Source organism: Methylobacterium sp. 4-46, assembly GCF_000019365.1.
In the GTDB taxonomy this organism is placed as follows: domain Bacteria; phylum Pseudomonadota; class Alphaproteobacteria; order Rhizobiales; family Beijerinckiaceae; genus Methylobacterium.
Genome location: NC_010511.1, coordinates 4,757,143 through 4,782,301 on the forward strand (window position 1 = coordinate 4,757,143; position 25,159 = coordinate 4,782,301).

Sequence of the window (25,159 nt, forward strand, 5' to 3'; positions counted from 1 at the left end):
GTTATGTTCCGCGCTTCCGAGCCGGACATCGTAGAGCTGTGGGGGGACAAGCGGGAGTCATGGGCAAGCCGTTCGAGCCGCCATCCGACCGCGACGGGATCGAGAACGTCGAGCTGAAAACGGCGCTGGAGGAGCGCTACCTCGCCTACGCGCTCTCGACGATCATGCACCGCGCGCTGCCGGACGCGCGCGACGGGCTCAAGCCCGTCCACCGGCGCATCCTCTACGCGATGCGGATGCTGCGCCTCGACCCGGGCACCGCGCACAAGAAGTGCGCCCGCGTGGTCGGCGACGTGATCGGCAAGTACCACCCGCACGGCGACACGGCGGTCTACGACGCGCTGGTGCGCCTCGCGCAGGATTTCGCGCAGCGCTACCCGCTGGTCGACGGCCAGGGCAATTTCGGCAACATCGACGGCGACAACCCGGCGGCCCAGCGCTACACCGAGTGCCGGATGACCGAGGTGGCGCGGCTCCTCCTGGACGGGATGGAGGAGGACGCGGTCGATTTCCGGCCGAACTACGACGGCCAGGAGGAGGAGCCGGTCGTGCTCCCGGCCGCCTTCCCGAACCTGCTCGCCAACGGCGCCCAGGGCATTGCGGTCGGCATGGCGACCTCGATCCCGCCCCACAACGCCGCCGAACTCTGCGACGCGGCGCTCTACCTCATTACCCACCCGACCGCGACCTCCGCGCAGCTGACGAGCTTCGTGAAGGGCCCGGACTTCCCGACCGGGGGCGTGGTGATCGACTCGGCCGAGGCCATCGCGGAGGCCTACCGGACCGGCCGCGGCGCCTTCCGGGTCCGCGCCCGCTGGACGCGGGAGGATCTCGGCCGCGGCCTCTGGCAGGTGGTGGTCACCGAGATCCCCTACGGCGTGCCGAAGGCGCGGCTCATCGAGAAGATGGCCGAGCTCCTGACCGAGAAGAAGCTGCCGCTCCTCGCCGATGTCCGGGACGAATCGGCGGAGGATGTCCGCATCGTGCTGGAGCCGCGCTCGCGCACGGTGGATCCGGTCGTGCTGATGGAATCGCTGTTCCGGCTCACCGAACTGGAGAGCCGCTTCTCCCTCAACATGAACGTGCTGATGAGCGGGCAGGTGCCCCGGGTCGTCGGCCTCGCCGAGGTGCTGCGCGAGTGGCTCGACCACCGCCGCACCGTGCTGCAGCGCCGCTCGCGCCACCGCCTCGGCCAGATCGAGCGGCGCCTGGAGATCCTGGGCGGCCTGCTCATCGTCTATCTCGACCTCGACCAGGTGATCCGCATCATCCGCGAGGAGGACGAGCCCAAGGCCGAGCTGATGCGCCACTTCCAGCTCACCGAGGTGCAGGCGAACGCGATCCTCGACACCCGCCTGCGCAGCCTGCGCAAGCTGGAGGAGATGGAGCTCAAGCGCGAGCAGGCCGCCCTGACCGCCGAGAAGGCGGATCTCGACGCGCTGCTCGACTCCGAGCCGCTGCAGTGGAAGTCGATCGCCGGCCAGGTGCGGGCGGTGAAGAAGACCTTCGGGCCCGAGACGGCGCTCGGCCGCCGCCGCACCACCCTGGAGAACCCGCCCGACACCTCCGACCTCGACCTCGCCGAGGCGATGATCGAGCGCGAGCCGATCACCGTGATCGTGTCGCAGAAGGGCTGGATCCGGGCGCTCAAGGGCCACGTCGCCGATCTCTCGACCGTGCAGTTCAAGGGCGACGACGCGCTCAAGCTGAGCTTCCCGACCGAGACGACCGCGAAGCTCCTGGTTCTCGCCACCAACGGCAAGGTCTTCACCCTGGACGCGGCCAAGCTCCCGGGCGGGCGCGGCTTCGGCGACCCGATCCGCCTGATGGCCGATCTCGACGAGGGCAGCGACATCGTCACGGTCTTCCCCTTCCGGGCGGGGGCGAAGCTCTTGTTCGGCACGAGCGACGGGCGCGGCTTCACCACGCTCGCGGACGGGCTGGTGGCGAATACCCGCAAGGGCAAGCAGGTCGTGGCCCTCGACGGCGCCGCCACGGTGACCCACTGCGTCGAGGCCGGGGCGGGCGACCACGTGGCGGTCTGCGGCGAGAACCGCCTGCTGGTGGTCTTCCCGCTCACCGAGATCCCCGACATGGCCCGCGGCAAGGGCGTCCGGCTGCAGCGCTACCGGGAGAGCACGCTCGCCTATCTGAGCGTCTTCAGGCTCGCCGAGGGCCTGAGCTGGCCCGACAGCGCTGGGCGCACGCGCACCGTCGTCGGCGAGGAACTGGCGAAGTGGGTGGGCCACCGCGGCACCGTCGGCGCGATGGCGCCGCGGGGCTTCCCGCGCAGCAACCGGCCGTAGCCGAGACGGAACCAGCGGTCATGGGACATGACCGCTGGGATCATCCGACATCCGGTTGATGGCTTCGCCATCTCCCATTTCGGCAAGGCGGATGTTGTCTTCGCTCAGGCGCCGTGCGGGCTCGTGATCCGGGATCCGCTTCGATCAAGCGGATCCCGGATCAGACCCGCACGTCCCCGCCCACGATGCGCCCGTGCAGCTCCGCGTCGAGCGGCACGTAGGCCCCCTGCGCGGCGTCGTCGAAATAGAGCGGGTCGCCCGTCCGCGCCGGATCGAACCCCGCCTCGACCAGCGCCTGCTTCTTCTGCTTGAAGGTCTCGGTGATCTCGAAATCCCGGCACAGCCGCAGGAAGAGCGGGCGCGCGTAGGCGGGCAGTTCGGCGGCGAGATGCGCCCGCAGGCCGGCGAGCTCGAAGCCCTCCGCCACGGTCAGCGCCGCCATGCCGGCGCGCCCCTCCGTGCCCGGGACGGCGACCCCGTACACCACCGCCTCGGTCACGCCCGGCGCCCGCGCGAGCGCCGCCGCCACCTCCGTCGTCGCCACGTTCTCGCCCTTCCAGCGGAAGGTGTCCCCGACCCGGTCCACGAAGCTGTAGAAGCCCTGCCGGTCGACCCGCATCAGGTCCCCGGTGCGGAACCACGCGTCGCCGGGGGCGAACACGTCGCGCAGGACCTTGGCCTCGCTCGCCGCCTTGCTGGTATAGCCCTCGAAGCGCTGGCTGCCGACCTCGCGCGCGAGGCGCCCGATCAGCTCCCCGGCCTCGCCCGGCGGGCAGCGCAGACAGAGCCCGTCCGGGCCGCGGGCCGGCGCGCCGGTCTCCGGATCGTGCCGGACGAGGGCGGCCGGGGAGGAATGCGCCAGGAAGGGCGGCACCCGCCCGACCGCACCAACCCGGCCCTCGACGTTGCAGAGAGAGAGGGTGCCCTCGGTCGCGGCGTAGAATTCGAGGATGCGGGGGATCGCGAACCGCGCCTGGAACGCCTCCCAGATCTCGGGGCGCAGCCCGTTGCCGGTGGCGAGGCGCAGCGCGTGGGCGCGCTCCAGCGGGTGGGCGGGCGCGTTCAGCAGGTAGCGGCAGAGTTCGCCGATGTACTGGATGATGGTGCAGCGTTCCGCGACCACGTCGTCCCAGAAGCGACGGGCCGAGAAGCGCTCGCGCAGCACGGCGGCGCCGCCGCCCACGATCACGCTCCCGGGCGCCACCACGCCGCCGACGCTGTGGTACATCGGCAGGCAGCTGTAGAGCCGGTCCGTCGCTCCGGTCGCGTTGAGGCCCGCGAACCAGTGGCTCCAGGTCATCACCCGGTGGTGGCTCACCCGGGCGGCCTTCGGCAGGCCGGTCGTGCCCGAGGTGTAGATGTAGAGGGCGGTGTCCGCCAGCGTGACGCCGCGCTCCTCGGCCGCCGCGAAGGGGCCCGGGTCGAGCGCCTCGAGGGCTCCCGCGAGGTCGTCCGCCCAGAGCAGGCGCGGCCGCTCGGCGAGGTGCGGCGCGGCGCCCTCGCAGGCGGCCCGCAGCTCCGGCCCGACGATCAGGTGCGAGGGCGAGGCCGCCGCGATGCAATGGGCGAGGCCCGCCCCGGTGAGGTGGGTGTTGAGCAGGGCGACCCGCACGCCGACCCGGCTCAGCCCGAGCCAGGCCGCCATCGTGTCGGGCCCGTTCGGCAGCATCAGGCCGACCGCGGCGCCGGGCCCGAGACCCTGCGCCAGGGCCCAGCGGGCGTAGCGCCGGCACAGCGCGGCGAGGCCCGCGTGGCTGAGGCGCCCCCGCTCGCCGATCAGGGCCGGGGCCTCGCCGTGGCGCTCGCCGAGTTCGTCGATCACCCGCGGCAGGGTGCGCCAGGGCTGCTGGCCGATGCGCGCCGTGCGCTCCAGCGCCCCGAGCCACCCGCCCGCGGCGGATGAGCCCGCCCGGGCCACGGCCGCACCTGCGCTCATCATCCGCCGAACTCCCCGCTCGCACCCGCTGCCCCGACCCTGCGGCGCAAGGCTTAAGCAAGGCTTGCGGCGCGTGCGACGCCGCGCGCTCCCGCGCTCCGAGCGATCTGCGAAAGACATTCTTCAGCATGCGGCCGGTTCCCGCCCGACGAGCCCGGTTTTCCGCGCGGGCGGGAAGCAAGCCGCAAGGATATGGCGGTCAGTCTTCTGCCCGCGACGGCCTGCACCGGAGCGATCGTCCGATTCTGAGACATCCGGGTCGGTTCGGCGCTTGCAGGGCGGGGCGCACGAGGTTTCCCAAGGACGACGCCATGCGGCCTGAGACGATCGCGATCCATGCCGGCTACGAGGACGATCCGACGACCAAGGCCGTCGCCGTCCCGATCTACCAGACCGCCGCCTACGCCTTCGACAGCGCGGAGCACGGCGCCGCGCTGTTCAACCTGGAAATGCCGGGCTACCGCTACAGCCGGATCGCCAACCCGACCAACGCGGTGCTGGAGCGCCGGGTGGCCGAACTGGAGGGCGGGGTGGCGGCGCTCAGCGTCGCGACCGGCCAGGCGGCCCTGCACTACGCCATCGCGACGCTGGCCGATTGCGGCGGCAACATCGTCTCGGTGCCGCAGCTCTACGGCACCACCCACACCCTCTTCGCGCATGTCCTGCCCCGCCAGGGCATCCACACGCGCTTCGCCGCGAGCGACGCGCCCGAGGCGGTCGCCCGCCTGATCGATGCCGACACCCGCGCGGTCTATTGCGAGAGCATCGGCAACCCGGCCGGCAACATCTGCGACATCGCCGCCCTCGCCGAGGTGGCGCACGCCCACGGCGTGCCCCTGGTGGTCGACAACACGGTCGCGACGCCGATCCTGATGCGGCCCCTCGACCACGGGGCCGACATCGTGATCGCCTCGCTCACCAAGTTCATGGGCGGGCACGGCACCACGCTCGGCGGCATCATCGTGGATGGCGGGCGCTTCCCGTGGCTCGCCCATCCCGAGCGGTTCCCGATGTTCTGCAAGCCGGACGCGTCCTATCACGGCCTCGTATACGCGGAGAGGTTCGGGGCGAGCGCCTTCGCCGAGCGGGCGCGCAGCGTCTACCAGCGCACGACCGGCGCGGTGCTGGCCCCCTTCAGCGCCTTCCTGCTGCTGCAGGGCATCGAGACCGTGGCCCTGCGGGTCGAGCGCCACGTGGAGAATGCCCGCAAGGTCGCCGAATTCCTGCGCGACGATCCGCGGGTCGCCTGGGTGAACTACGCCGGCTTCCCCGACAGCCCGCACTACCCGATGGCGCGCAAGTACCTCGGCGGGCGGGCCTCCTCGCTCCTCACCTTCGGGGTGCAGGGGGGCTACGCGGGCGGGGCGGCCTTCTACGACGCCCTCACGCTGGTCAAGCGGCTCGTCAATATCGGGGACGCGAAGTCGCTCGCCTGCCACCCGGCCTCGACCACCCACCGGCAGATGTCGCCCGAGGAGCAGCGCCACGCGGGGGTGCTGCCGGAGGCGATCCGGCTCTCGGTCGGCATCGAGCACAGCGACGACATCCTGGCCGACCTCGACCAGGCGCTCGAGGCCGCGGGCCGCAGCCTGCTGCGCGCCGCCGAGTGAGCGGGAGCCGCCGCGCGATGCTCAAGCCCGCCACCCCGCCGCTCGCCCGGGCGGGCCGGCCGCGGCCGGCCGCGCCCCGCGACCGCCTAACGGTCGGTCTCCTCAACAACATGCCGGACGCCGCGCTCGCCGCGACGGACCGCCAATTCTCCGCCCTGCTCGGGCGCGAGGTGCGCCTGCTGCGCTTCCACCTGCCGGAGATCGCCCGCGGGCCCGAGGCCCGGGACATGCTGGCGCCCCTCTCGGCGCCGGCCGACGCCCTGGAGGGCGCCGGGCTCGACGCGCTCATCGTCACGGGCTGCGAGCCGCGCGCGGCCGACCTGCGCGACGAGCCCTACTGGCCGGCCCTGGCCGGCGTGATCGACTGGGCGCGCGACCACACGGTCTCGACGCTGTTCTCGTGCCTCGCGGCCCACGCGGCGGTGCTGCACCTCGACGGCATCGCCCGGCGGCGCATGGCGCGCAAGCGCTCCGGGATCTTCGCCTGCCGGCCGGTGGCGGCCCACCCGCTCCTCGCCGGGATGCCCGCGGTGCTGCCGGTGCCGCATTCCCGCTGGAACGACCTCGCCGAGGCGGATCTCGCCGCGTCCGGCTACCACGTGCTGACGCGCTCGGACGAGGCGGGGGTCGACCTGTTCGTGAAGCCCGAGCGCAGCCTGCTGGTCTTCCTGCAGGGCCACCCCGAATACGACCCGGACAGCCTCGCCCGCGAGTACCGGCGCGACCTCAAGCGCTTCGGGCGCGGCGAGCGGGCCGAGCCCCCGGACCGCCCCGTCCACTACTTCGACCCTGAGATCGAGGCGGCGCTCGACGACCACGCCCGGGGCGGGTGGGCGGGGGAGCCGTCCTGCGCGCCGCCCGCCGCGCCGGCCTGGCCGCCGGTGGCCGCGCAGCTGTTCCGGAACTGGCTCTCCCTCGTGGCGACCCGCCGGGGCGCCCGGGCCGGCGCCGCGGCGGCGCCGTGACCGTCCGGCCACCCGCCCGGCTCGCCCGGCTGCTCACCGGCTCGGCGGCCCTCGCGGCCATCCGCCTCGGCGGCGCGGGCTTCGGCTTCGTCGCCCAGGCCTTCCTCGCCCGTTTCGTGGGCGCCCACGACCTCGGCCTGTTCTACGCGGCGACGAGCCTCGCGATCGTGGCCGGTCTCCTCGCGACCCAGGGCTACACGCAGATCGCCTCGCGCTTCGCGGCCCGCTACCGGTCGCCGGCCCGCCGGCGCCTGTTCGCCGCCTTCGTGGCGACGGCGCGCCGGGACAGCCTCGCGGCCGCCGCCCTGTTCTCGGGGCTGATCGCCGGGGCGAGCCTGCTCGCGCCGGGCCTCGACGCCACGACGCGCCATTGCGGGCTGCTGGCGGGCCTGCTCGTCCTGGCGACGACGAGCCTGACCCTGTTCACCAATCTCGCCGGCGCGATCCGGCTGTTCGGCCTGTGCTACGTGCCCGAGGGGATCGTGCGGCCGGCCGTCTTCCTGGTCCTCGTGGTCGGGCTGCGCCTCGCCTGGCCGGGAGCGACGGGCGACGCCGTCACGGCCCTGTTCACGGGACTGACCGTCCTGATCGCCGTGGTGCAGCTCCGGCTGCTCCTGCCCCACCTGCCGCCCCGGCGCGCGCCGGGACGGAGCGCGCGCCGGCTCAGGCGGCGCTGGCGGCGCGAGGCGCATTCCCTGATGCTGCTCTCGATCTACACCAACATCTTCGCGGATCTCGGCATCCTCTGCGTGACGCCGTTCCTGCCGAAGGCCGAGGTGGCGGTGTTCGGCCTCTGCCTCAAGCTCGCGCTCCTGGTCGGCTACGTCGTCCAGGTGACGCAGCAGATGGCGGTGCCGGACCTCGCCGATGCCCGCCGGGCGGGCGACCACGCGGCGATGCGCCGGATCGTGTGCCGCTCGCTCGCCCTGCCCGGCGCCGCGACGCTGGCGGCCCTCGCCGCGGTCCTGGTCGCGGGCGCGCCGCTCCTCTCGCTGTTCGGCCCCGAATTCCCGCACGGCGCCGCGGCGCTCGCCATCCTGGTCGGCAGCCAGCTCCTGCGCGCCCTCGCCGGACCGAGCGCCCACCTGGTGACCCTCACGGGCGCGCAGGGGCTCAACGCGCGGCTCTGCGTTCTCGCCCTGCTGGTCCTGGTGGCGGCCAATCTCGCGCTGACGCCCGCCTTCGGCGTGACCGGCGCCGCCGGCGCGGTCCTCGCGAGCTACGCCGCCTGGATCCTCGCCACCGCGCTCGTCCTGCGCCGGCTCGGGGAGATCCGCACCGACGCGCTCTCGCTCCTGCCGGGCGCGCGGAGGGCCGCGCCGACGCGGGAGGGAGCCCGGGGCCGCGCCGTCCTGAGCGGGGGGTGAGGGCCGGACGCGCCCGCGCGGCCGGCACCTCCGGGCGCGGCGCGCCGCCGCGCGCCGGGGACAGCGGATCACGCCCGCCCTTGCCAGCCGGCCGCGCCTGCCTCACGCAGGGGCCGAGGCCGCCGGTCCGGCGGCGGGGAGGGACGGTGATGAAGGCGCTCCTGTGCAAGACGCTCGGCGGGCCGGAGGATCTGGTCATCGCGGATCTGCCGGATCCCGTGCCGGGGCCGGGCGAGGTGCGCGTCCGGGTGACCGTGGCGGCCCTGAACTTCTTCGACACGCTGATCATCGCCGGCCGCTACCAGGTCAAGCCGGACCTGCCCTTCTCGCCGGGCGCGGAGGCCGCCGGGATCGTCGAGGCGATCGGGCCGGGCGTCGAGGGCCTGCGGGTCGGCGAGCGCGTCATCGCCCATCTCGGCCACGGCACCTGCCGGGAGACGATCCTGGCCCGCCGCGAGGCCCTGAGCCCCATCCCCGACGGGGTCGGCGACGAGCAGGCCGCGGGCCTCACGGTCACCTACGGCACCTCCCTGCATGCCCTGCAGGACCGCGCCGCCCTGCGGGCGGGCGAGACCCTCGTCGTCCTCGGGGCCTCCGGCGGGGTCGGGCTCGCGGCGGTCGAGCTCGGCCACGCCATGGGCGCGCGCGTCATCGCCTGCGCCTCCTCGGCGGACAAGCTGGAGGCGGCCAGGGCCCACGGCGCCGACCTCGTCCTCGACTATTCCGAGGAGAACCTGCGCGAGGGCCTGCGCCGGCTCGGCGGCGCGGCCGGGATCGACGTGGTCTACGATCCCGTCGGCGGCGACTTCTCGGAGCCGGCCCTGCGCTCCCTCAACTGGAAGGGCCGGTTCCTGGTGATCGGGTTCGCGGCCGGGCCGATCCCCAAGATCCCGCTCAACCTCGTGCTCCTCAAGGGCATCGACGTGCAGGGCGTGCACTGGGGCGCCTTCGTGAGGAACGAGCCCGAGGCCCACGCCCGCAACCAGGCCCGCCTCCTCGCCCTGGTGGCCGAGGGCCGCCTCACCGCGAAGGTGCACGGCGTCTACCCGCTGGAGCGCGCCGCGGAAGCCCTAGGCGTGCTCTCGCGCCGCGAGGCGGTCGGCAAGGTGCTGCTGCGACCCTGAGCGGGCGCCCGCGCGGCGTCCGGCCGGGCCCCGCGCGGGCCCCGCGCCGCGCGGCTGCCGCCGGGCCGTCGCGGCGATGCGCCGCGGCGCTTCGGGACTTTCGGAAATTCCTGAAATGGCGAGATAGGACGCAGGTGTCGGCCTCGAACGGGGATACGTCATGCTGTCGACCTTGGACGCCCTGCTGCTCGCCCGGATCCAGTTCGGGTTCACGGTGGCGTTCCACATCATCTTCCCGGCCTTCTCGATCGGGCTCGCGAGCTACCTCGCCGTGCTCGAAGGCCTCTGGCTCGCCACCGGGCGCTCCGTCTACCTCGACCTCTTCAAGTACTGGGTGAAGATCTTCGCCGTCGCCTTCGCGATGGGCGTCGTCTCGGGGCTGGTCATGTCGTACCAGTTCGGGACGAACTGGTCGGTCTTCTCGGACAAGGCCGGGCCGGTGCTGGGGCCGCTGATGGCCTACGAGGTGCTGTCGGCCTTCTTCCTGGAGGCGGGCTTCCTCGGCGTGATGCTGTTCGGGATGAGCAAGGTCGGGCCGCGCCTGCACTTCCTGGCGACGCTGGCGGTGGCGGTCGGCACCTTCTTCTCGGCCTTCTGGATCCTGTCGGTGAATTCCTGGATGCAGACGCCGCAGGGCTACGGCAGCAACGCGGCCGGCCAGCTGATCCCGCTGGATTGGTGGGCGATCATCTTCAACCCGTCCTTCCCGTACCGGCTCGTGCACATGGTGCTGGCCGCCTACCTGACCACCGCCCTGGTGGTCGGGGCGGTGGGCGCCTGGCACCTGCTGCGCGACTGCCGCCGCGCCGTCGGCGGCCCGAGCGAGGGCGCCCGCACCATGTTCTCGATGGCGATGTGGATGGCGGCCCTGGTGGCGCCGGTCCAGATCGCGGCGGGCGACGCGCACGGGCTCAACACGCTGGAGCACCAGCCCGCCAAGGTGATGGCGATGGAGGGCCATTTCGAGAGCCACCCGGCCGGCGCTCCCCTGATCCTGTTCGGCCTGCCGAACCAGGCGGCGGGCCGCGTCGACTACGCCTTGGAGATCCCGCGGCTCTCCTCGCTCATCCTCAAGCACGATCTCGACGCGCCGCTGAAGGGCCTCGACACGGTGCCGCGCGAGAACTGGCCGCCGGTCCCGGTGGTGTTCTGGTCCTTCCGGGTGATGGTGGGGCTCGGCTTCCTGATCCTGTTCCTCGGCCTGCTCAGCCTGCTCGCGCGGCTGCGCGGCCGGCTCTACGAGTGGCCCCCCCTGCACCGCTTCGCGGTGGCGATGGGGCCGGCGGGCTTCGTCGCCGTGGTGGCGGGCTGGATCACCACCGAGGTCGGCCGCCAGCCCTTCACGGTCTACGGCCTGCTGCGCACGGCCGACTCCGCCTCGCCGCTCTCGGCGCCCGCCGTCGCGGGCTCCCTGATCGCCTTCGTGCTGATCTATTTCGCGGTGTTCTCGATGGGCGTGCTCTACATCCTGCGCCTGATGAGCAAGCCGCCCTCCTACGGCGAGCCCGGCGTCGAGGCCGGCAAGCCGATCCGCACGGCCGGCATCACGCCGGCCCCCTCGGTCGATCCCGACCGCGCCATGCAGCCGGCCGAGTGAGGAGGAATCCGTGGTGGAGCATCTCGACCTGACGGTCGTCTGGGCCTTCGTGATCGCCTTCGCGGTGTTCGCCTACATCGTGATGGACGGGTTCGACCTCGGCATCGGCATCCTGTTCCCGGCCTTCCGGCCGGGCGAGGAGCGCGACACCGCCATGAACTCGGTCGCCCCGGTCTGGGACGGCAACGAGACGTGGCTGGTGCTCGGGGGAGGGGGCCTGTTCGCGGCCTTCCCGCTCGCCTACGCGGTGCTGCTGCCGGCGCTCTACGCGCCGGTCATCGCCATGCTGCTCGGCCTGATCTTCCGGGGCGTCGCCTTCGAGTTCCGCTGGCGCGATCCGGGCCACCGGGCCTTCTGGGACCTCGCCTTCACGGGGGGCTCGCTGGTCGCGGCGCTGGCCCAGGGCATCGCCCTCGGGGCCATGCTCCAGGGCATCGCGGTCGAGGGCCGCGCCTATGCGGGCGGCTGGTGGGACTGGCTGTCGCCCTTCAGCCTCCTGGTCGGGCTCGGCCTCCTCTGCGGCTACGCCCTGCTCGGCGCCACTTGGCTGGTGATGCGCACGCGGGGGCCGCTGCAGGAGCGGGCGCGCCGCCTCTCGGCCCGGCTCGGCGCCGCCACCATCGCGGCGATCTTCCTGGTCAGCGCGGTGACGCCGTTCCTGGAGGGCCAGTACTGGCAGCGCTGGTTCGCGATGCCGCACGTGCTCCTGACCGCGCAGGTGCCGCTCCTCGTCGGCCTCGCGGCCTTCGCATTCTTCCGCGCCCTGCGGCAGGGGGCGGAGCGGGCGCCCTTCCTGATCGCCCTCGGCCTGTTCCTGCTCTCCTTCGTGGGGCTCGGCATCAGCATCTACCCGGACGTGGTGCCGGGCCGGATCTCGATCTGGGACGCCGCCGCGCCGCGCGCCAGCCAAGTGTTCATGCTGGCCGGGGCCTCCGTGCTGATCCCGATCATCCTGGCCTACACCGCCTACGCGTACTGGGTGTTCCGGGGCAAGGTCGACGCGACGGGGTACCATTGATGGCGGCGCCCCCCGACGCGCCGGCGCCGCTCTGGCGCCGGCTCCTCTGGTTCGCCACCCTTTACGGCGCAAGCCTCCTCGCCCTCGGCCTCGTCGCCTCGGTGCTGCGGGCCTGGCTCAGGGCCGGGTGAGGACGCCATGCAGCTGCCGCCCCTCGTCCAGACCTTCGTCCTGCATTTCGGCGAGATGGGCTCGCGCTGGGGCATCAACCGGACGGTGGGCCAGATCTACGCGCTCCTGTTCGTCGCGGAGCGCGCCCTCAACGCCGACGAGATCGTCGAGCGCCTCGGCCTGTCGCGCTCGAACGTCAGCATGGGCCTGAAGGAGCTGCAGGCCTGGAACCTCGTGCGGCTGCTGCACCGGCCGGGCGACCGGCGCGACTACTTCTCGACGCCCGAGGACATCTGGCAGATCGTCCGAACCCTGGTCGAGGAGCGCAAGAAGCGCGAGGTCGACCCGACGCTCACCATGCTGCGCGAGATCCTGATGCAGGAGCCGCGCAGCCCGGAGGAGCGGCACGCGCAAGGACGCCTCGCCGAGATGCACGACCTCTTCGAACTCTTCGCGAACTGGTACGGCGAGGTGCGGCGCCTGGAGACGGAGAGGCTCGTGCAGCTCCTGCGGCTCGGTGCCCGGGTCCAGAAGGTGCTGGAGGCCAAGGACCGCGTGCTCGGCGCGGTGCCGCGCCGCCGCAAGCCCGACCCGGCCTGACCGCTGCGTCATCCGCCATCCGGTTGATGGATTCGCCATCTCCCATGTCGGCCATGCGGATGTCGGTGTCGCTCAGGCGCCGCGCGGGCTGGTGATCCGGGATCCGCGTCGATCGAGCGGATCCCGGATCACGCCGCACCCGCGAAACCCGTGCAGCGCGGGCTTGGCTGTGGCATGATCCGGCCATCCTTCCACGCCTGGATGCGAACGGGCATGTCGCCGATCGAACACGCTTTCTCGGACCCGAACAGCCTCGCGGCGGCCGGCGAGGCCGCGCTCAACGAGGCCCTGAGCCGCCTGCCGCAGGCGGAGCGCGAGGCCTACTGGGCCTCGGTGCGCCGCTGCTACAACGCCCCCTACAACGACGCCCCCGGCAAGGGCTCGGCCCCGCTCCTGGTGCCGGCGCGGCCCGGCGCGGAGATGCGCGCGGGCTGAGCGCGCCGCCCTCGCGCGACCCACGCCCCCTCCGGCCCCGGAGGGGGCTTTTGCCGACGCCCCCTCCGGCCCCGGAGGGGGTTTTCGTTTGCGCGCCCCCGCGCCGGCGCCCGCTGCCAAGCCGCGCCGGATTCGACTGTTTCGCGATTGCGCTTACACCGCGTTAACCATTTTTTAAGCTTTCTGGACGATAACCGGAGCTGTCCAGCCTTCTGGATGTCGAGTGGTCTCTGTCCACTCTGTTTGATGCCTCCCTGTACGACTCATCGCCGCCCTCCGGGGCGGCTTTCTTTTTGTGCCCGGGCCCGCCCCGCCGGCGCGGGAGCCGGGCGGGGTCTCGCGCGTTCCGATTAAGGTTAATCCTTCGTTACCGGGGCGGGACCGCCCGCGCGGCGCTATTGTTGCGACGGTCGGGACCGAGACAGGGCGCTGTCCCGCAGCGGGACGCGCGACGCCGAGGGCGGAGGAGGGATCATGGTCGGGATGGACGTGATGTTTCGGGACCCGCGCGACACCGTGAATTTCGGCGAGACCTTCGTGTCCTCCGAGGCCTTCCGCACCCTGTTCCGGGAGGGCATGACGCTGGTGGAGGAGACCGCGGCCTACCTGGACGGTCCCGGCCGCGACGAGTCGCGGCTGCTGTCGCGGCACGCCGCCCTGACCTACGCGAGCGAGAGCATGCGGCTGACGACGCGGCTGATGCAGATCGCCTCCTGGCTGCTGGTCCAGCGCGCCGTGGCGGAGGGGGAACTGACCCTGAGCGAGGCCCAGCAGGAGAAGACCCGCGTGCGCCTGGGCGCGAGCGAGAGCCAGGACCTGCCGGCCGCGGCCGTCGCGGAGCTGCCGCTGACCCTCCAGGCGCTGATCGGGCACGCGAAGCGGCTCCACGCGCGCATCCGCCACCTCGACAGCCTGATCTCGGACGACCGTCCCACCCCGGCCCCCCGCGAGAGCCCGGTCTTCGCCCAGCAGGACCTCCTGCGCGCCGCCTTCCGCTCGGCGTGACGCGACGCGCGGGGAGGGGCCCGGCCGCCTTCCCGCCGGAACGGCGGCCCAACGAAAAACCCCGGCCGCTGGACCGGGGTTCTCTCGTTCCGGGGGTTCGGCCCGCCCGGACCTTACACCAACGGCTCAGGGTGCCGACGCGTCGGGCCGTTGCTCCATCTCGAATTTTCGATTTCAAGCCAAAGGCTTGGCGAAAATTCGAGAGCACCGCCACCGGTCATGAGAAACGAGCGGTGGGATTACTTCTTGCCGAAGGTCAGGTTGCCGAAGCGCGAGTTGAAGCGCGAGACGCGGCCGCCGCGATCCATCAGCTTCTGCTCGCCGCCGGTCCAGGCCGGGTGGGTGGTCGGGTCGATGTCGAGGTTGAGGGTGTCGCCCTCCTTCCCCCAGGTCGACCGGGTGGTGTACTCGGTGCCGTCCGTCATCACCACCTTGATGAAGTGGTAGTCGGGGTGCTCGGTCGGCTTCTTGGCAGCGGTCTTCGCCATGACGTGTTCCTCGATGCGGCCCACCCGCAAACGCTCCGCTGCGGGCCGCGGCCATTGATCGCGCGTAATCGGATGAGCGGCGGCCTATACCTCACCCGACGGCGCCAAACAAGCGCAGCTACCGGATTCACACACGTCCCATGGCTTCCGACGACACAGCCCGCTCCCGGGCCACGCTTCCCCGGGCCTCTCTCGGCGCGCTGAAACCGCTCATCCCCTTCGCCCTGCGCTACCGCGGCCGCATCGCCGCGGCCCTCGTCGCCCTGGTGGCGGCCGCCGGCGCCACCCTGGTCGTGCCGATCGCGATCCGCCGGGTCGTCGATCTCGGCTTCGCGCACCAGGGTGCCGCGATGATCGACGCCTATTTCGGCGCGCTGATCGGCGTCGTCGGTCTCCTCGCGCTGGCGAGCGCGGGCCGCTACTACTTCGTCGTGACGCTCGGCGAGCGGGTGATCGCGGACCTGCGGGCGGCGGTGTTCGCGCGGCTGACGGTGCTCGACCCCGCCTTCTTCGACCAGGCCCGCAGCGGCGAACTGGTCTCGCGCCTCACGGCCGACGCCGCGCAGGTGAAGTCGGTCTTCGGGGTCTCCCTGTCGATCCTCCTGCGCAACGCCTTCCTGTTCCTGGGCGCGGTCGCCATGATGGTGTGGACGAGCCCGCGCCTCTCGGTCCTGGTCCTGGCCGCGATCCCGGTCATCGTCTTCCCGCTCATCCTCTCGGGGCGGGGCGTGCGGCGCCGCTCGCGGGCCGCGCAGGACCGGCTCGCCGACGCCTCCGCCTACGCGACCGAGGCGGTCGGGGCCGTGCGCACCATGCAGGCCTTCGGGATGGGGCCGGCGACGGCGGCGCGCTTCGCGGCCGCCTCGGAGCAGGCCTTCCTCGCCGCCCGCGGCTCGGCGCGGGCGCGGGCGCTCCTCACCGGCGTCGCCATCTTCCTGGTCTCGGCGAGCGTGGTCGGGGTGCTGTGGTACGGGGCGCAGGGCGTCGCGCGCGGCACGATGACGGCGGGCCAGCTCTCGCAATTCGTCCTCTACGCGGTGTTCGGGGCGAGCGCCCTCGGCCAGCTCTCCGAGGTCTACGGGGAGCTCACCCTGGCGGCCGGCGCCGCCGAGCGCCTGGGCGAGATCCTGCGCACGGAGCCGGCCATCACCGCCCCGGCGGATCCCCTGGCCCTGCCGGAGCCGCCCCGCGGCGAGGTCGCCTTCGAGCGGGTGCGCTTCGCCTACCCGGCGCGGCCGGACCGCAGCGCCCTCCACGACGTCAGCTTCACGGTGGCGCCCGGCGAGCGCGTCGCCATCGTGGGCCCGTCCGGCGCGGGCAAGAGCACGGTGCTGCAGCTGCTCCTGCGCTTCTACGATCCCGATTCGGGACAGGTGCGGGTGGACGGCATCCCGGTGAACCGGGCCGATCCGGACGCGCTGCGGCGGCGCCTGTCCCTGGTGCCGCAGGATCCGACCGTGTTCAGCGGCAGCGTCCTCGACAACATCCGCTACGGCCGCCCGCAGGCCAGCGAGGCCGAGGTGACCGCCGCCGCCGCCCAGGCCCACGCGGACGGGTTCATCCGCGCCCTGCCGGAGGGCTACGCCACGCTGGTGGGCGAGCGGGGCGTCACCCTGTCGGGCGGGCAGCGCCAGCGCATCGCCATCGCCCGGGCGATCCTCAAGGACGCGCCGATCCTGCTCCTCGACGAGGCGACCTCGGCCCTCGACGCGGAGAGCGAGCGCGCGGTCCAGGCGGGCCTCGACGAGCTGATGCGCGGGCGCACCACCCTGGTGATCGCCCACCGCCTCGCGACCATCCGGGCCGCCAACCGGATCCTCGTCCTCGACGACGGCCGCGTGGTGGAAGAGGGCACACACGACGGGCTGCTCGCCCGGGGCGGCCTCTACGCCCAGCTCGCCGCCCTCCAGTTCGGCGATGCCGGGGGAGAGGGCCGGGCGCGGCTCGTGGCGGTGTAGCGGGCGTCGCCCCCCTCGCGCGCTCCCGGCCGCCGCGGGCCCCGCCGCGGTGGACCCTGGCCGGGCCGATGCTTATCTTGGGGGAGCGAGGATGAAGCCTCAACCGCCCGGGCCTTGAACCCGGCTGCCGGAGAGAACCGAATGCCCACCAGTTTCAAGGTGATGTCGCTCACCGAGGCCGCCGCGGAGCGCGTCAGGCGGATCATCGCCGACGCCGACCGCCCGATCGCGGGGATCCGCGTCGGCGTGAAGAACGGCGGCTGCGCCGGGATGAGCTACACGATGGAATACGCCGAGGAGCGCCGCCCGGGCGAGGACGTCGTCGAGGATCGCGGCGTGCGCGTCTTCATCGATCCGAAGGCGGTGCTGTTCCTGCTCGGGACCGAGATGGACTTCCAGACCACGAAGCTGTCGTCGCAGTTCGTGTTCCACAATCCGAATCAGACCTCGGCCTGCGGCTGCGGCGAATCGGTCGCGATCACGCCGGCCAAGCCGGAGGCCCTGCAGGAAGCCGGGGCCTGAGCGGCCCGGACCTCACGCCACCTGCGTGAGGTCCGGCACCGCCGTGTCCACGACGACGCGGTTGCGCCCGCTGCGCTTGGCCGCGAACATGCACTGATCGGCCCGCTCCAGCAGCGACACGGCCGTGTCGCCGGGCCGGTGAGTCGCGACGCCGACCGAGATGGTCACGCGACCGAGCGACTCCCCGCTGGAGCGCTTGACGAGTTCCCGGCCCATGACGCTCGTGCGGATGCGCTCGGCCAGGGCGACGGCGTCGCCCTCGCTGCCGCAGGGCATGATCACGCCGAATTCCTCGCCGCCGAAGCGCGCGATGGTGGCGCGGCCGTCGACCATCTCGCGCATCGTCAGGGCGACGAGGCGCAGGACGCGGTCGCCGGTGAGATGGCCGTAGACGTCGTTGAACCGCTTGAAATGGTCGATGTCGAGGATGATGAGGGCGGTGGGTGCCGCGTTGGCGGCCGCCTCCTCCACCGACTTGCGCAGCACCTGCTCGAACAGCTTGCGATTGCCCAGGCCGGTGAGCGGATCGGTGAGCGATTCGACCCGCACCGCCTCCAGGGTCTCGTGCAGCGCCTGGATCTCCTCGCGGCTCTCGCGCATCCGCGCCTCGAGGGTGCGGTTGTTGGCGGAGACGTCCCGCGTCGCCACGATCAGCGAGGTCACGAGTTCCCGCAGCCGGCCGCGATTGACGGTCGGCGCGACGATGTCCTGGCTGAAGGCCTGCAGCGAGGCGCCGTAGCGGGCGGTGGAGCCGAGCGCCACGTCGAGCATCTCCAGCACCTGCTCCATCTCGCCGAGCAGGCTCGCGCCCGCGCGCTCCGTCTCGATCAGGTGGCGGCGCGGATCGATGTAGGTGTCGTAGAGGATGCTGATCGCGTCGTCGCGCAGGTGGCCGTGCTCCGCCGTCAGGCGCTTCACCGCCTCATTGAGCAGCGGCTGCTGACCGGACACGTAGGTGTACCAGACGGCGTAGCTGCGCGGGCAGGCCGAAGACCCGTAGGCCTTCATGAGCTCCAACGCCCGCTGGCCTATCGCGAAACTCCGGTCCGTGTCGGGTCGGGACACGTCGCTCATCCGGCTCCTCCGTGCACCGCACCGGACCCGAGGTCCGATTGGCCCAGAGGGTCTACGACGCGCGAGTGGAGAGACGGTTAAAGGTCGCGCGATCGGAGACGCGCCGTGCCCGACGTCTTCGTCTACTCCCGCTCCTTGCGCTTCTTCAAAACAACCGGCCGAAGCAGGAAGGCGGGAACATGGGCGCCGAGCCCGATCTCGGCCTCCGGCATTGCGTCGTCTTCGTCGCGGCGGCGGGCGGCGGCGCGGCGCGGATCCTTCGGGCGCTCCTCCGGCCGGGCAGCGCGCGGGCGCTCCTCCGCGCGGGGCGGGCGGGCGCGCTCCTCAGGGCGCGCCTCGCGGCTCCGCTCGGGCCGGCGGCCGCGCTCGCCGCGCTTGGAGCGGCCCTCGCGCTCGCGCGTGCGCCGCTCCCGCGGAGCGCCCTCCTCCTCCTCGGGCAGGGAGGCGAGGTCGCCGTCCGCCCAGGGGATCGGCTGGCCGATCAGCGACTCGATGGCGGCCAGCGCCTTCTCGTCGCCGCGGCCCACCAGCGTGAAGGCGGCGCCGCTGCGCCCGGCCCGCCCGGTGCGCCCGATCCGGTGGACGTAGTCCTCGGCGTGGTGCGGCACGTCGAAGTTGAAGACGTGGCTCACCGCCGGGATGTCGAGGCCGCGCGCCGCCACGTCGCTGGCGACGAGGAGCGGGACCTCGCCGGACCGGAACGCGTCCAGGGCCGCCATGCGGGCGCGCTGGTCCATGTCGCCGTGCAGGGCCGCGACGTTGAAGCCGTGATTGGCCAGCGAGCGTTGCAGCTGCGCCACGTCCCGCTTGCGATTGCAGAAGATGAGGCCGTTGCGCAGCTCCACCGCGCCGCGGATCAGCCCGCGCAGGGTCTTGCGCTTCTCGTGGCCCTCGCCGCCGGTCGCGACGAGGCGCTGCGCGATGGTCGAGGCGGTCGAGGCCGGGCGCGCCACCTCGATCCGCACCGGGTTGTGGAGAAAGTCGTCGGCCAGCCGCTGGATCTCCGGCGGCATCGTCGCGGAGAAGAACAGGGTCTGGCGCGTGAACGGCACCAGCTTCACGATTCGCTCGATGTCCGGGATGAAGCCCATGTCGAGCATCCGGTCGGCCTCGTCGATGACCAGGAGCTCGACCCCGGTGAGCAGCAGCTTGCCGCGCTCGAAATGGTCGAGCAGGCGGCCGGGCGTCGCGATCAGCACGTCGACGCCGCGGGTGATCTTGGCGTCCTGGTCGGCGAAGGAGACGCCGCCGATCAGCAGCGCGACGTTGAGCTTGTGGTTCGTGCCGTAGCGCTCGAAATTCTCCACGACCTGCGCGGCGAGTTCGCGCGTCGGTTCGAGGATCAGCGTGCGCGGCATGCGGGCGCGGGCCCGGCCCTGCTCAAGCCGGGTCAGCATCGGCAGGGTGAAGGCGGCCGTCTTGCCGGTCCCGGTCTGCGCGACGCCGAGCACGTCGCGGCGGGCGAGGACGTGCGGGATCGCCTGGGCCTGGATCGGGGTCGGCGTCGTGTAGCCGGCCGCCGAGACCGCCTGCAGGACCTTTTCGCTCAGACCGAGTTCAGCGAATGACATCAGGAGTGAGAACCGTTGCGCGCGGGCCGGGCAACCGGCGCGAGGAATGTCCGTCGCGGCAACGGCCTGGACGAAAGGAAGTTTCGCGCCCGGTGCGCGCGTCGGACGCGCGCCTGCCATTGCTGCAGCGCGGGGGATCGCGCCGGCGGGTGCGACACGCCCGATGGAGCCGGCTTTGTCAAGGGGTTGAGATGCCACACGGCCGGCGCGAGCCGGTCAGCGGCCGCTCCGCTCGCCGCAGGGATCGAGGCGCCAGTCGCTCCTGAGGCCGATCGCGCCGGTCACCTCCGGCTCGCCCGGCAGCGCGGCGGTCGCGACCGCCGGCGCACCGGCCCTGCGCGGCGCGGCCATGTAGTGCGTGAGCGCCACCGAGAGGATCGTCACCAGGGCGGCGGCCTGCCCGGTCCGGACCAGCAGCGTGCGGGTGGGGGAGCGGGCGTCGGACCTCTTCATGCCGGTCGATCTCTCCGTGGACGATCGCGTCACCTTGAAGCATTAAGGTTAATCTCGCGTGATCGGCGCAATCGAAGATCTCCGGAGCGCGCGAACCCTCGCTTCATCATTTGTTGACGGTTGTCGATCTATTGGTGAGTCACGTTGCGGGACAGCGACGGACCGGACGTGAGGCCGGGAACGGAAGCCGTGCCGGCGCTCGCCAACAGGACCATGGCAATGAAGAAGATCCTCCTCTCCACCGCGGCCCTCGCGGGCCTGACCGCCGCCGCCTCCGCGGCCGACCTGCCGCGTCGCGCGGCGCCGCCGCCGGTCTTCACGCCGGTGCCGGTCTTCACCTGGACCGGTTTCTACGCCGGTTTCAACGCCGGGTACGGGTTCGGCACCAGCGACAACAACAACTCGACCCTGATCGGCGTGAACGCCGCGACCGGCCTCGTGCCCCCCGGCACGACCGCGGTCCTCGGCTTCCGCAACCGCGACAACAACGACGGCTTCGTCGGCGGCGGTCAGGTCGGCTACAACTACCAGTTCACGCCGGGCGCCGGCTTCGTGATCGGCATCGAGGCGGACGCCCAGTACGCCGATTTCGGCCGTGAGCGGAACCGCTTCAGCCTCGTCACCAACAACCCGGCGGTGACCGGGCTGGCCGCCCAGCAGGTCTTCAACCCGAACGGCCTGTCGGGTCTGGACTACTTCGGCACGGTGCGCGGCCGGCTCGGCTACGCCTTCGACCGCACCCTCGTCTACGCCACCGGCGGCTTCGCCTACGGCGGCGGCGGCGGCACCAGCTTCGGCCTGCCCAACCGCGACGACTTCCAGACCGGCTGGACGGTCGGCGGCGGCGTCGAGTACGCCCTGCCCACCGACTCGTTCCTGAACTTCTTCAAGTCGAACGCGGTGACCCTGAAGGTCGAAGGTCTCTACGTGAACCTCGACCGCGGCAACGGCCTCAACGGCGCCTTCGCGGTCAACAACGCCGGCACCCTGATCACCGTGACCAGCCCCGGCGTGGTGCTGGTCCCGGGCAGCGGCCTGGTGCGTCGCGACACCGAGTTCGCGGTGGTGCGCGCCGGCCTGAACTACAAGTTCGGCACCTACTGAGCCTCGGCTCGGTCACCGGCCGGACTTGCCCCGGCCGGACTTGCCCCGGCCGAACCTGCCCCGATCGAACCCGAAGCCCGGCCCACAGGCCGGGCTTCTCGATTCGGGGGCAGCGGGGCCGCCTCCAGGGCCGGCCCGAAGGCCGGCACTGTCCGCGAGGCGTCCCGCTCATCCCAAATCCGCTTGATCCCTTCGGGATGGCGGATTTGGGCTTCGCTCAAGCGCCGCGCGGGCTCCTGATCCGCTTGATCCCTTCGGGATGGCGGATATGGGCTTCGCTCAGGCGCCGCGCAGGCTTTTGATCCGGGATCCGCTTCGATCAAGCGGATCCCGGATCACTCGATCCCGAGCTTCGTCTTCAGCAGGGCGTTGACGGCCGCCGGGTTCGCCTTGCCGCCGGTCGCCTTCATGGTCTGACCGACGAACCAGCCGAGCAGCGTCGGCTTGGCCTTGGCCTGCGCCACCTTGTCGGGGTTGGCCGCGATGATCTGGTCGACCGCCGCCTCGATCGCGCCGGTGTCGGTCACCTGCTTGAGGCCGCGGCTCTCGACGATCGCGCGCGGGTCGCCGCCCTCGCCCCACACGATCTCGAACAGGTCCTTGGCGATCTTGCCCGAGATGGTGCCGTCGGCGATGAGGTCGATGATCGCCCCGAGCTGCGCGGCCGAGACGGGCGAGCCCTCGATCCCGTGGCCCTCCTTGTTCAGGCGGCCGAACAGCTCGTTGATGACCCAGTTCGCCGCCGCCTTCCCGTCCCGGCCCTTCGCCACCGCCTCGAAGTAATCGGCGGAGGCGCGCTCGGCGACCAGCACCGTCGCGTCGTAGGCCGAGAGCCCGTACTCCGCCACGAAGCGCGCCTTCTTGGCGTCGGGCAGTTCCGGCAGTTCGGTCCTGAGCCCGTCGATGAAGGCCTGCTCGATCTCCAGGGGCAGCAGGTCAGGATCCGGGAAGTAGCGGTAATCGTGCGCCTCCTCCTTGGAGCGCATCGAGCGCGTCTCGTTCCGGTTCGGATCGTAGAGCCGGGTCTCCTGCTCGATCCAGCCGCCATCCTCCAGGATCGCGATCTGGCGACGGGCCTCGGTCTCGATCGCCTGGCCGATGAAGCGGATCGAGTTGACGTTCTTGATCTCGCAGCGGGTGCCGAAGGGCTCGCCCGGCCGGCGCACCGAGACATTCACATCGGCGCGCAGGTTGCCCTTCTCCATGTCGCCGTCGCAGGTGCCGAGGTAGCGCAGGATGGTGCGCAGCTTCGTCACGTAGGCCTTGGCCTCCTCCGACGAGCGCAGGTCCGGCTTCGACACGATCTCCATCAGCGCCACGCCCGAGCGGTTGAGGTCGACGAAGCTCAGGGAGGGGTGCTGGTCGTGCAGCGACTTGCCGGCGTCCTGCTCCAGGTGCAGGCGCTCGATGCCGACCCGGATGGTCTCGCCGTCGGGGAGGTCCACCAGCACCTCGCCCTCGCCGACGATCGGGCTCTTGTACTGGCTGATCTGGTAGCCCTGGGGCAGATCAGGATAGAAGTAGTTCTTGCGGTCGAACACCGAGCGGTGGTTGATCTGCGCCTTGAGGCCGAGGCCGGTGCGCACCGCCTGCGCCACGCATTCCCGGTTGATCACCGGCAGCATGCCGGGCATAGCGGCGTCCACCAGCGAGACGTGCGCGTTCGGCTCGGCGCCGAAGGCGGTCGAGGCGCCGGAGAACAGCTTCGAGCGGCTCGTCACCTGGGCGTGGATCTCCATCCCGATCACCACTTCCCAGTCGCCCAAGGCGCCCTTGATCAGCTTCTTGGGGGTCACGGGAGCGTTCATGGGCGGGGCCTCCGAGTGTCGCGCGATCCCGCTTCCGGGGAGGGGTTCATGCGCGCCTGAGCATCATCCGCCGAGGGGGTCACCGGTCCGGCGGCGGGACGGATGCGGAATCACGACGCGGGGCAGGATTGCCCCGCGCGATCCCGCTTACTAAGCAGAGTGGCGCGGGGCAACTCTGCTTAGCTCTTGGTCTTGCATCATTTTCGCTGACGCGGTCCTACGGTTCGCCGCCGAACCGGTGACCCCTTCGGCGAATGATGCTGAGGAATCCGCCATCCGCGCGGTCAAGCGCGTCAGGTCCGGCCCGCGAGGAGGCGCCGCGCCGCGTAGGCGGCAAGGGCCCACAGGAAGGCCGCGACGCTGCGCACCGGGAAGAAGGTCGGCAGGTCGTGGCCGATCGGCGCCGGCCAGGGCAGCCCGATCCCGGTCAGCACCCAGGAGACCAGCACCGAGACGGCGAGCGCCACGATGGCGACGAGGAAGAGCTTGCCGAACTGGTCCGCCTTCCACCCCAGATAGAGCGCGAGGCCGATCAGCACCGGGTCGAGCCCGGCCATCAGCCAGACCGAGGGCGGGTAATACGGGACGGTCACCCGCTCAGGCCCACCAGCGCGGCGGGAGCGCGATCCGGCCGGCCGCCTCCTCGATGACCTGCCCGGCGGCGAACAGCGTCTCCTCGTCGAAGGGCCGGCCGATCAGCTGCAGGCCGAGCGGGAGGCCCTGGCCGTCGAGGCCCGCCGGCACCGCGATGCCCGGCAGCCCCGCCATGTTCACCGTCACGGTGAAGACGTCGTTGAGGTACATCTCGACCGGGTCGGCGTTCTGCTTCTCGCCGAGGCCGAAGGCCGCCGAGGGCGTCGCCGGGGTCAGGATCGCGTCGACCCCGTTCGCGTAGACGGTCTCGAAGTCGCGCTTGATCAGGGTGCGGATCTTCTGGGCGCGGACGTAGTAGGCGTCGTAGTAGCCCGCCGACAGCACGTAGGTGCCGATCATGATGCGGCGCTTGACCTCGCGGCCGAAGCCGGCCGCGCGGGTCTGCTCGTACATCCCGACGATGTCCTTGCCCGGCACGCGCAGCCCGTAGCGCACGCCGTCGTAGCGGGCGAGGTTCGAGGAGGCCTCGGCCGGCGCCACGATGTAGTAGGCCGGCAGCGCGTACCGGGTGTGCGGCAGCGAGACCTCGACGATCCGCGCCCCCGCGGCCCGCAGCCACTCGGCGCCCTGGTGCCAGAGCCGCTCGATCTCGGCGGGCATCCCGTCGACGCGGTACTCCTTGGGGATGCCGATGGTGAGCCCCTTCACCCCGCGGGACACCGCCGCCTCGTAATCCGGCACCGGCCGGTCGACGCAGGTCGTGTCCTTGGGGTCGTGACCCGCCATCGAGGCGAGCATGATCGCGCTGTCGCGCACCGTGCGGGTGATCGGCCCCGCCTGGTCGAGGGAGGAGGCGAAGGCGACGATGCCCCAGCGCGAGCAGCGCCCGTAGGTGGGCTTGATGCCGACCGTGCCGGTGAAGGCCGCGGGCTGGCGGATCGAGCCGCCCGTGTCGGTGGCGGTGGCCCCAAGGCAGAGCCGGGCCGCCACGGCCGCGGCCGAGCCGCCGGAGGAGCCGCCCGGCACCAGGGGCGCCTCCGAGTCCCGGCGGCGCCAGGGCGAGACCACCGGCCCGTAGGCGCTGGTCTCGTTCGAGGAGCCCATGGCGAACTCGTCGAGGTTGAGCTTGCCCAGCATCACGGCGCCGTCGCGCCAGAGATTGTGGCTCACCGTCGATTCGTAGTGCGGGCGGAAGCCCTCGAGGATCCGCGATCCCGCCGTCGTCGGCACGTCGTGGGTGCAGAACAGGTCCTTGATGCCGAGCGGCAGCCCTTCGAGGGGGCGCGCCTCCCCGGCCGCGATCTTGCGGTCCGCCACCTCGGCCATGGCCAGCGCCCGCTCGGGCGTCTCGATCAGGTAGGCGTTCAGCGCGCGGGCCCGCGCCACCGCGTCGAGATGCGCCTGCGCGATCTCGCGGGCCGAGAACGCCTTCCGCCGCAGCCCGTCGCGGGCCTCCGCCAGGGTGAGTTCGGTCAGGTCTGCCGGAATCGTGCTCACGTCGAAAATCCTCGCC

Annotated in this window: 22 protein-coding genes; 14 read left to right on the plus strand and 8 right to left on the minus strand. The window is 72.1% G+C overall.

The genetic code is table 11. The features are described from left to right. Positions 1-59: 59 nt before the first annotated feature. Complete coding sequence (gene parC, locus M446_RS20645; RefSeq protein WP_012334049.1) at positions 60-2,306, plus strand: DNA topoisomerase IV subunit A; 2,247 nt, start codon at positions 60-62, stop codon at positions 2,304-2,306. Between the two features lie 160 nt (positions 2,307-2,466). Here parC and M446_RS20650 read toward each other — a convergent pair whose 3' ends face one another. Further along, on the minus strand, positions 2,467-4,245 hold the full coding sequence (locus tag M446_RS20650) for a long-chain-acyl-CoA synthetase (protein WP_012334050.1): 1,779 nt from the start codon (positions 4,243-4,245) through the stop codon (positions 2,467-2,469). A gap of 308 nt (positions 4,246-4,553) precedes the next feature. Between M446_RS20650 and M446_RS20655 the strand changes: the two genes are divergently transcribed. The 10 genes from M446_RS20655 (at position 4,554) to M446_RS20700 (ending at position 14,074) form a co-directional block, all read left to right on the plus strand. Then, the gene (locus tag M446_RS20655) at positions 4,554-5,852 is read left to right on the plus strand and encodes an O-acetylhomoserine aminocarboxypropyltransferase/cysteine synthase family protein (protein ID WP_012334051.1); all 1,299 of its coding nucleotides are present in this window, start codon (positions 4,554-4,556) and stop codon (positions 5,850-5,852) included. 17 nt (positions 5,853-5,869) lie between these two features. Next, the gene (gene metA / locus M446_RS20660; RefSeq protein ID WP_012334052.1) at positions 5,870-6,817 is read left to right on the plus strand and encodes a homoserine O-succinyltransferase MetA; all 948 of its coding nucleotides are present in this window, start codon (positions 5,870-5,872) and stop codon (positions 6,815-6,817) included. Beyond that, positions 6,814-8,184 (plus strand): lipopolysaccharide biosynthesis protein, encoded by a 1,371-nt coding sequence (locus M446_RS20665; protein WP_012334053.1) that lies wholly within the window; start codon positions 6,814-6,816, stop codon positions 8,182-8,184. The genes metA and M446_RS20665 overlap by 4 nt, the downstream gene beginning before the upstream one ends. A gap of 149 nt (positions 8,185-8,333) precedes the next feature. After that, the gene (locus M446_RS20670; protein ID WP_012334054.1) at positions 8,334-9,308 is read left to right on the plus strand and encodes an NADPH:quinone oxidoreductase family protein; all 975 of its coding nucleotides are present in this window, start codon (positions 8,334-8,336) and stop codon (positions 9,306-9,308) included. Between the two features lie 160 nt (positions 9,309-9,468). Beyond that, positions 9,469-10,905, plus strand: coding sequence for a cytochrome ubiquinol oxidase subunit I (locus M446_RS20675; RefSeq protein ID WP_012334055.1), 1,437 nt, complete (start codon positions 9,469-9,471; stop codon positions 10,903-10,905). A 10-nt stretch (positions 10,906-10,915) separates the two neighbouring features. Then, positions 10,916-11,923 carry a cytochrome d ubiquinol oxidase subunit II gene (gene cydB, locus M446_RS20680; protein WP_018261655.1) on the plus strand — a complete coding sequence of 336 codons (1,008 nt, stop codon included), beginning with the start codon at positions 10,916-10,918 and terminating at the stop codon, positions 11,921-11,923. After that, entirely contained in the window at positions 11,923-12,054 is a 132-nt protein-coding gene (locus tag M446_RS20685) for a DUF2474 family protein (RefSeq protein WP_012334057.1), read from the plus strand. The genes cydB and M446_RS20685 overlap by 1 nt, the downstream gene beginning before the upstream one ends. A 7-nt stretch (positions 12,055-12,061) precedes the next feature. Beyond that, positions 12,062-12,634, plus strand: a complete 573-nt coding sequence (locus M446_RS20690) for a GbsR/MarR family transcriptional regulator (protein ID WP_012334058.1) — start codon at positions 12,062-12,064, stop codon at positions 12,632-12,634. Between the two features lie 213 nt (positions 12,635-12,847). Next, the gene (locus tag M446_RS20695) at positions 12,848-13,069 is read left to right on the plus strand and encodes a hypothetical protein (protein WP_043701474.1); all 222 of its coding nucleotides are present in this window, start codon (positions 12,848-12,850) and stop codon (positions 13,067-13,069) included. Between the two features lie 474 nt (positions 13,070-13,543). Further along, complete coding sequence (locus M446_RS20700; RefSeq protein ID WP_012334060.1) at positions 13,544-14,074, plus strand: DUF1465 family protein; 531 nt, start codon at positions 13,544-13,546, stop codon at positions 14,072-14,074. A gap of 239 nt (positions 14,075-14,313) precedes the next feature. Here the strand turns inward: M446_RS20700 and rpmE are convergent, their stop codons facing one another. Then, the gene (gene rpmE, locus M446_RS20705) at positions 14,314-14,562 is read right to left on the minus strand and encodes a 50S ribosomal protein L31 (protein WP_012334061.1); all 249 of its coding nucleotides are present in this window, start codon (positions 14,560-14,562) and stop codon (positions 14,314-14,316) included. A gap of 140 nt (positions 14,563-14,702) precedes the next feature. Here rpmE and M446_RS20710 point away from each other — a divergent pair, with 140 nt between their 5' ends. Next, a complete protein-coding gene (locus tag M446_RS20710; protein WP_012334062.1) occupies positions 14,703-16,520 on the plus strand; it encodes an ABC transporter transmembrane domain-containing protein in 1,818 nt (605 codons plus the stop codon). A gap of 141 nt (positions 16,521-16,661) precedes the next feature. Next, positions 16,662-17,042: a Fe-S cluster assembly scaffold SufA gene (gene sufA, locus M446_RS20715; RefSeq protein WP_012334063.1), complete on the plus strand. Its 381-nt coding sequence runs from the start codon at positions 16,662-16,664 to the stop codon at positions 17,040-17,042. Between the two features lie 12 nt (positions 17,043-17,054). Here sufA and M446_RS20720 read toward each other — a convergent pair whose 3' ends face one another. The 3 genes from M446_RS20720 to M446_RS20730 all read right to left on the minus strand — a co-directional run bounded on the left by M446_RS20720 (position 17,055) and on the right by M446_RS20730 (position 20,140). Beyond that, positions 17,055-18,116: a GGDEF domain-containing protein gene (locus tag M446_RS20720; protein ID WP_012334064.1), complete on the minus strand. Its 1,062-nt coding sequence runs from the start codon at positions 18,114-18,116 to the stop codon at positions 17,055-17,057. A 122-nt stretch (positions 18,117-18,238) separates the two neighbouring features. Continuing rightward, a complete protein-coding gene (locus M446_RS20725; RefSeq protein WP_012334065.1) occupies positions 18,239-19,687 on the minus strand; it encodes a DEAD/DEAH box helicase in 1,449 nt (482 codons plus the stop codon). A 216-nt stretch (positions 19,688-19,903) separates the two neighbouring features. After that, a complete protein-coding gene (locus M446_RS20730) occupies positions 19,904-20,140 on the minus strand; it encodes a hypothetical protein (protein ID WP_012334066.1) in 237 nt (78 codons plus the stop codon). 219 nt (positions 20,141-20,359) lie between these two features. Here M446_RS20730 and M446_RS20735 point away from each other — a divergent pair, with 219 nt between their 5' ends. After that, positions 20,360-21,244: an outer membrane protein gene (locus M446_RS20735; protein ID WP_012334067.1), complete on the plus strand. Its 885-nt coding sequence runs from the start codon at positions 20,360-20,362 to the stop codon at positions 21,242-21,244. Between the two features lie 335 nt (positions 21,245-21,579). Here the strand turns inward: M446_RS20735 and gatB are convergent, their stop codons facing one another. The 3 genes from gatB to gatA all read right to left on the minus strand — a co-directional run bounded on the left by gatB (position 21,580) and on the right by gatA (position 25,143). After that, a complete protein-coding gene (gene gatB / locus M446_RS20740; RefSeq protein ID WP_012334068.1) occupies positions 21,580-23,052 on the minus strand; it encodes an Asp-tRNA(Asn)/Glu-tRNA(Gln) amidotransferase subunit GatB in 1,473 nt (490 codons plus the stop codon). Between the two features lie 293 nt (positions 23,053-23,345). Continuing rightward, on the minus strand, positions 23,346-23,645 hold the full coding sequence (locus M446_RS20745; protein ID WP_012334069.1) for a hypothetical protein: 300 nt from the start codon (positions 23,643-23,645) through the stop codon (positions 23,346-23,348). A gap of 4 nt (positions 23,646-23,649) precedes the next feature. Next, positions 23,650-25,143: an Asp-tRNA(Asn)/Glu-tRNA(Gln) amidotransferase subunit GatA gene (gene gatA / locus M446_RS20750; RefSeq protein WP_012334070.1), complete on the minus strand. Its 1,494-nt coding sequence runs from the start codon at positions 25,141-25,143 to the stop codon at positions 23,650-23,652. Positions 25,144-25,159: the final 16 nt, after the last annotated feature.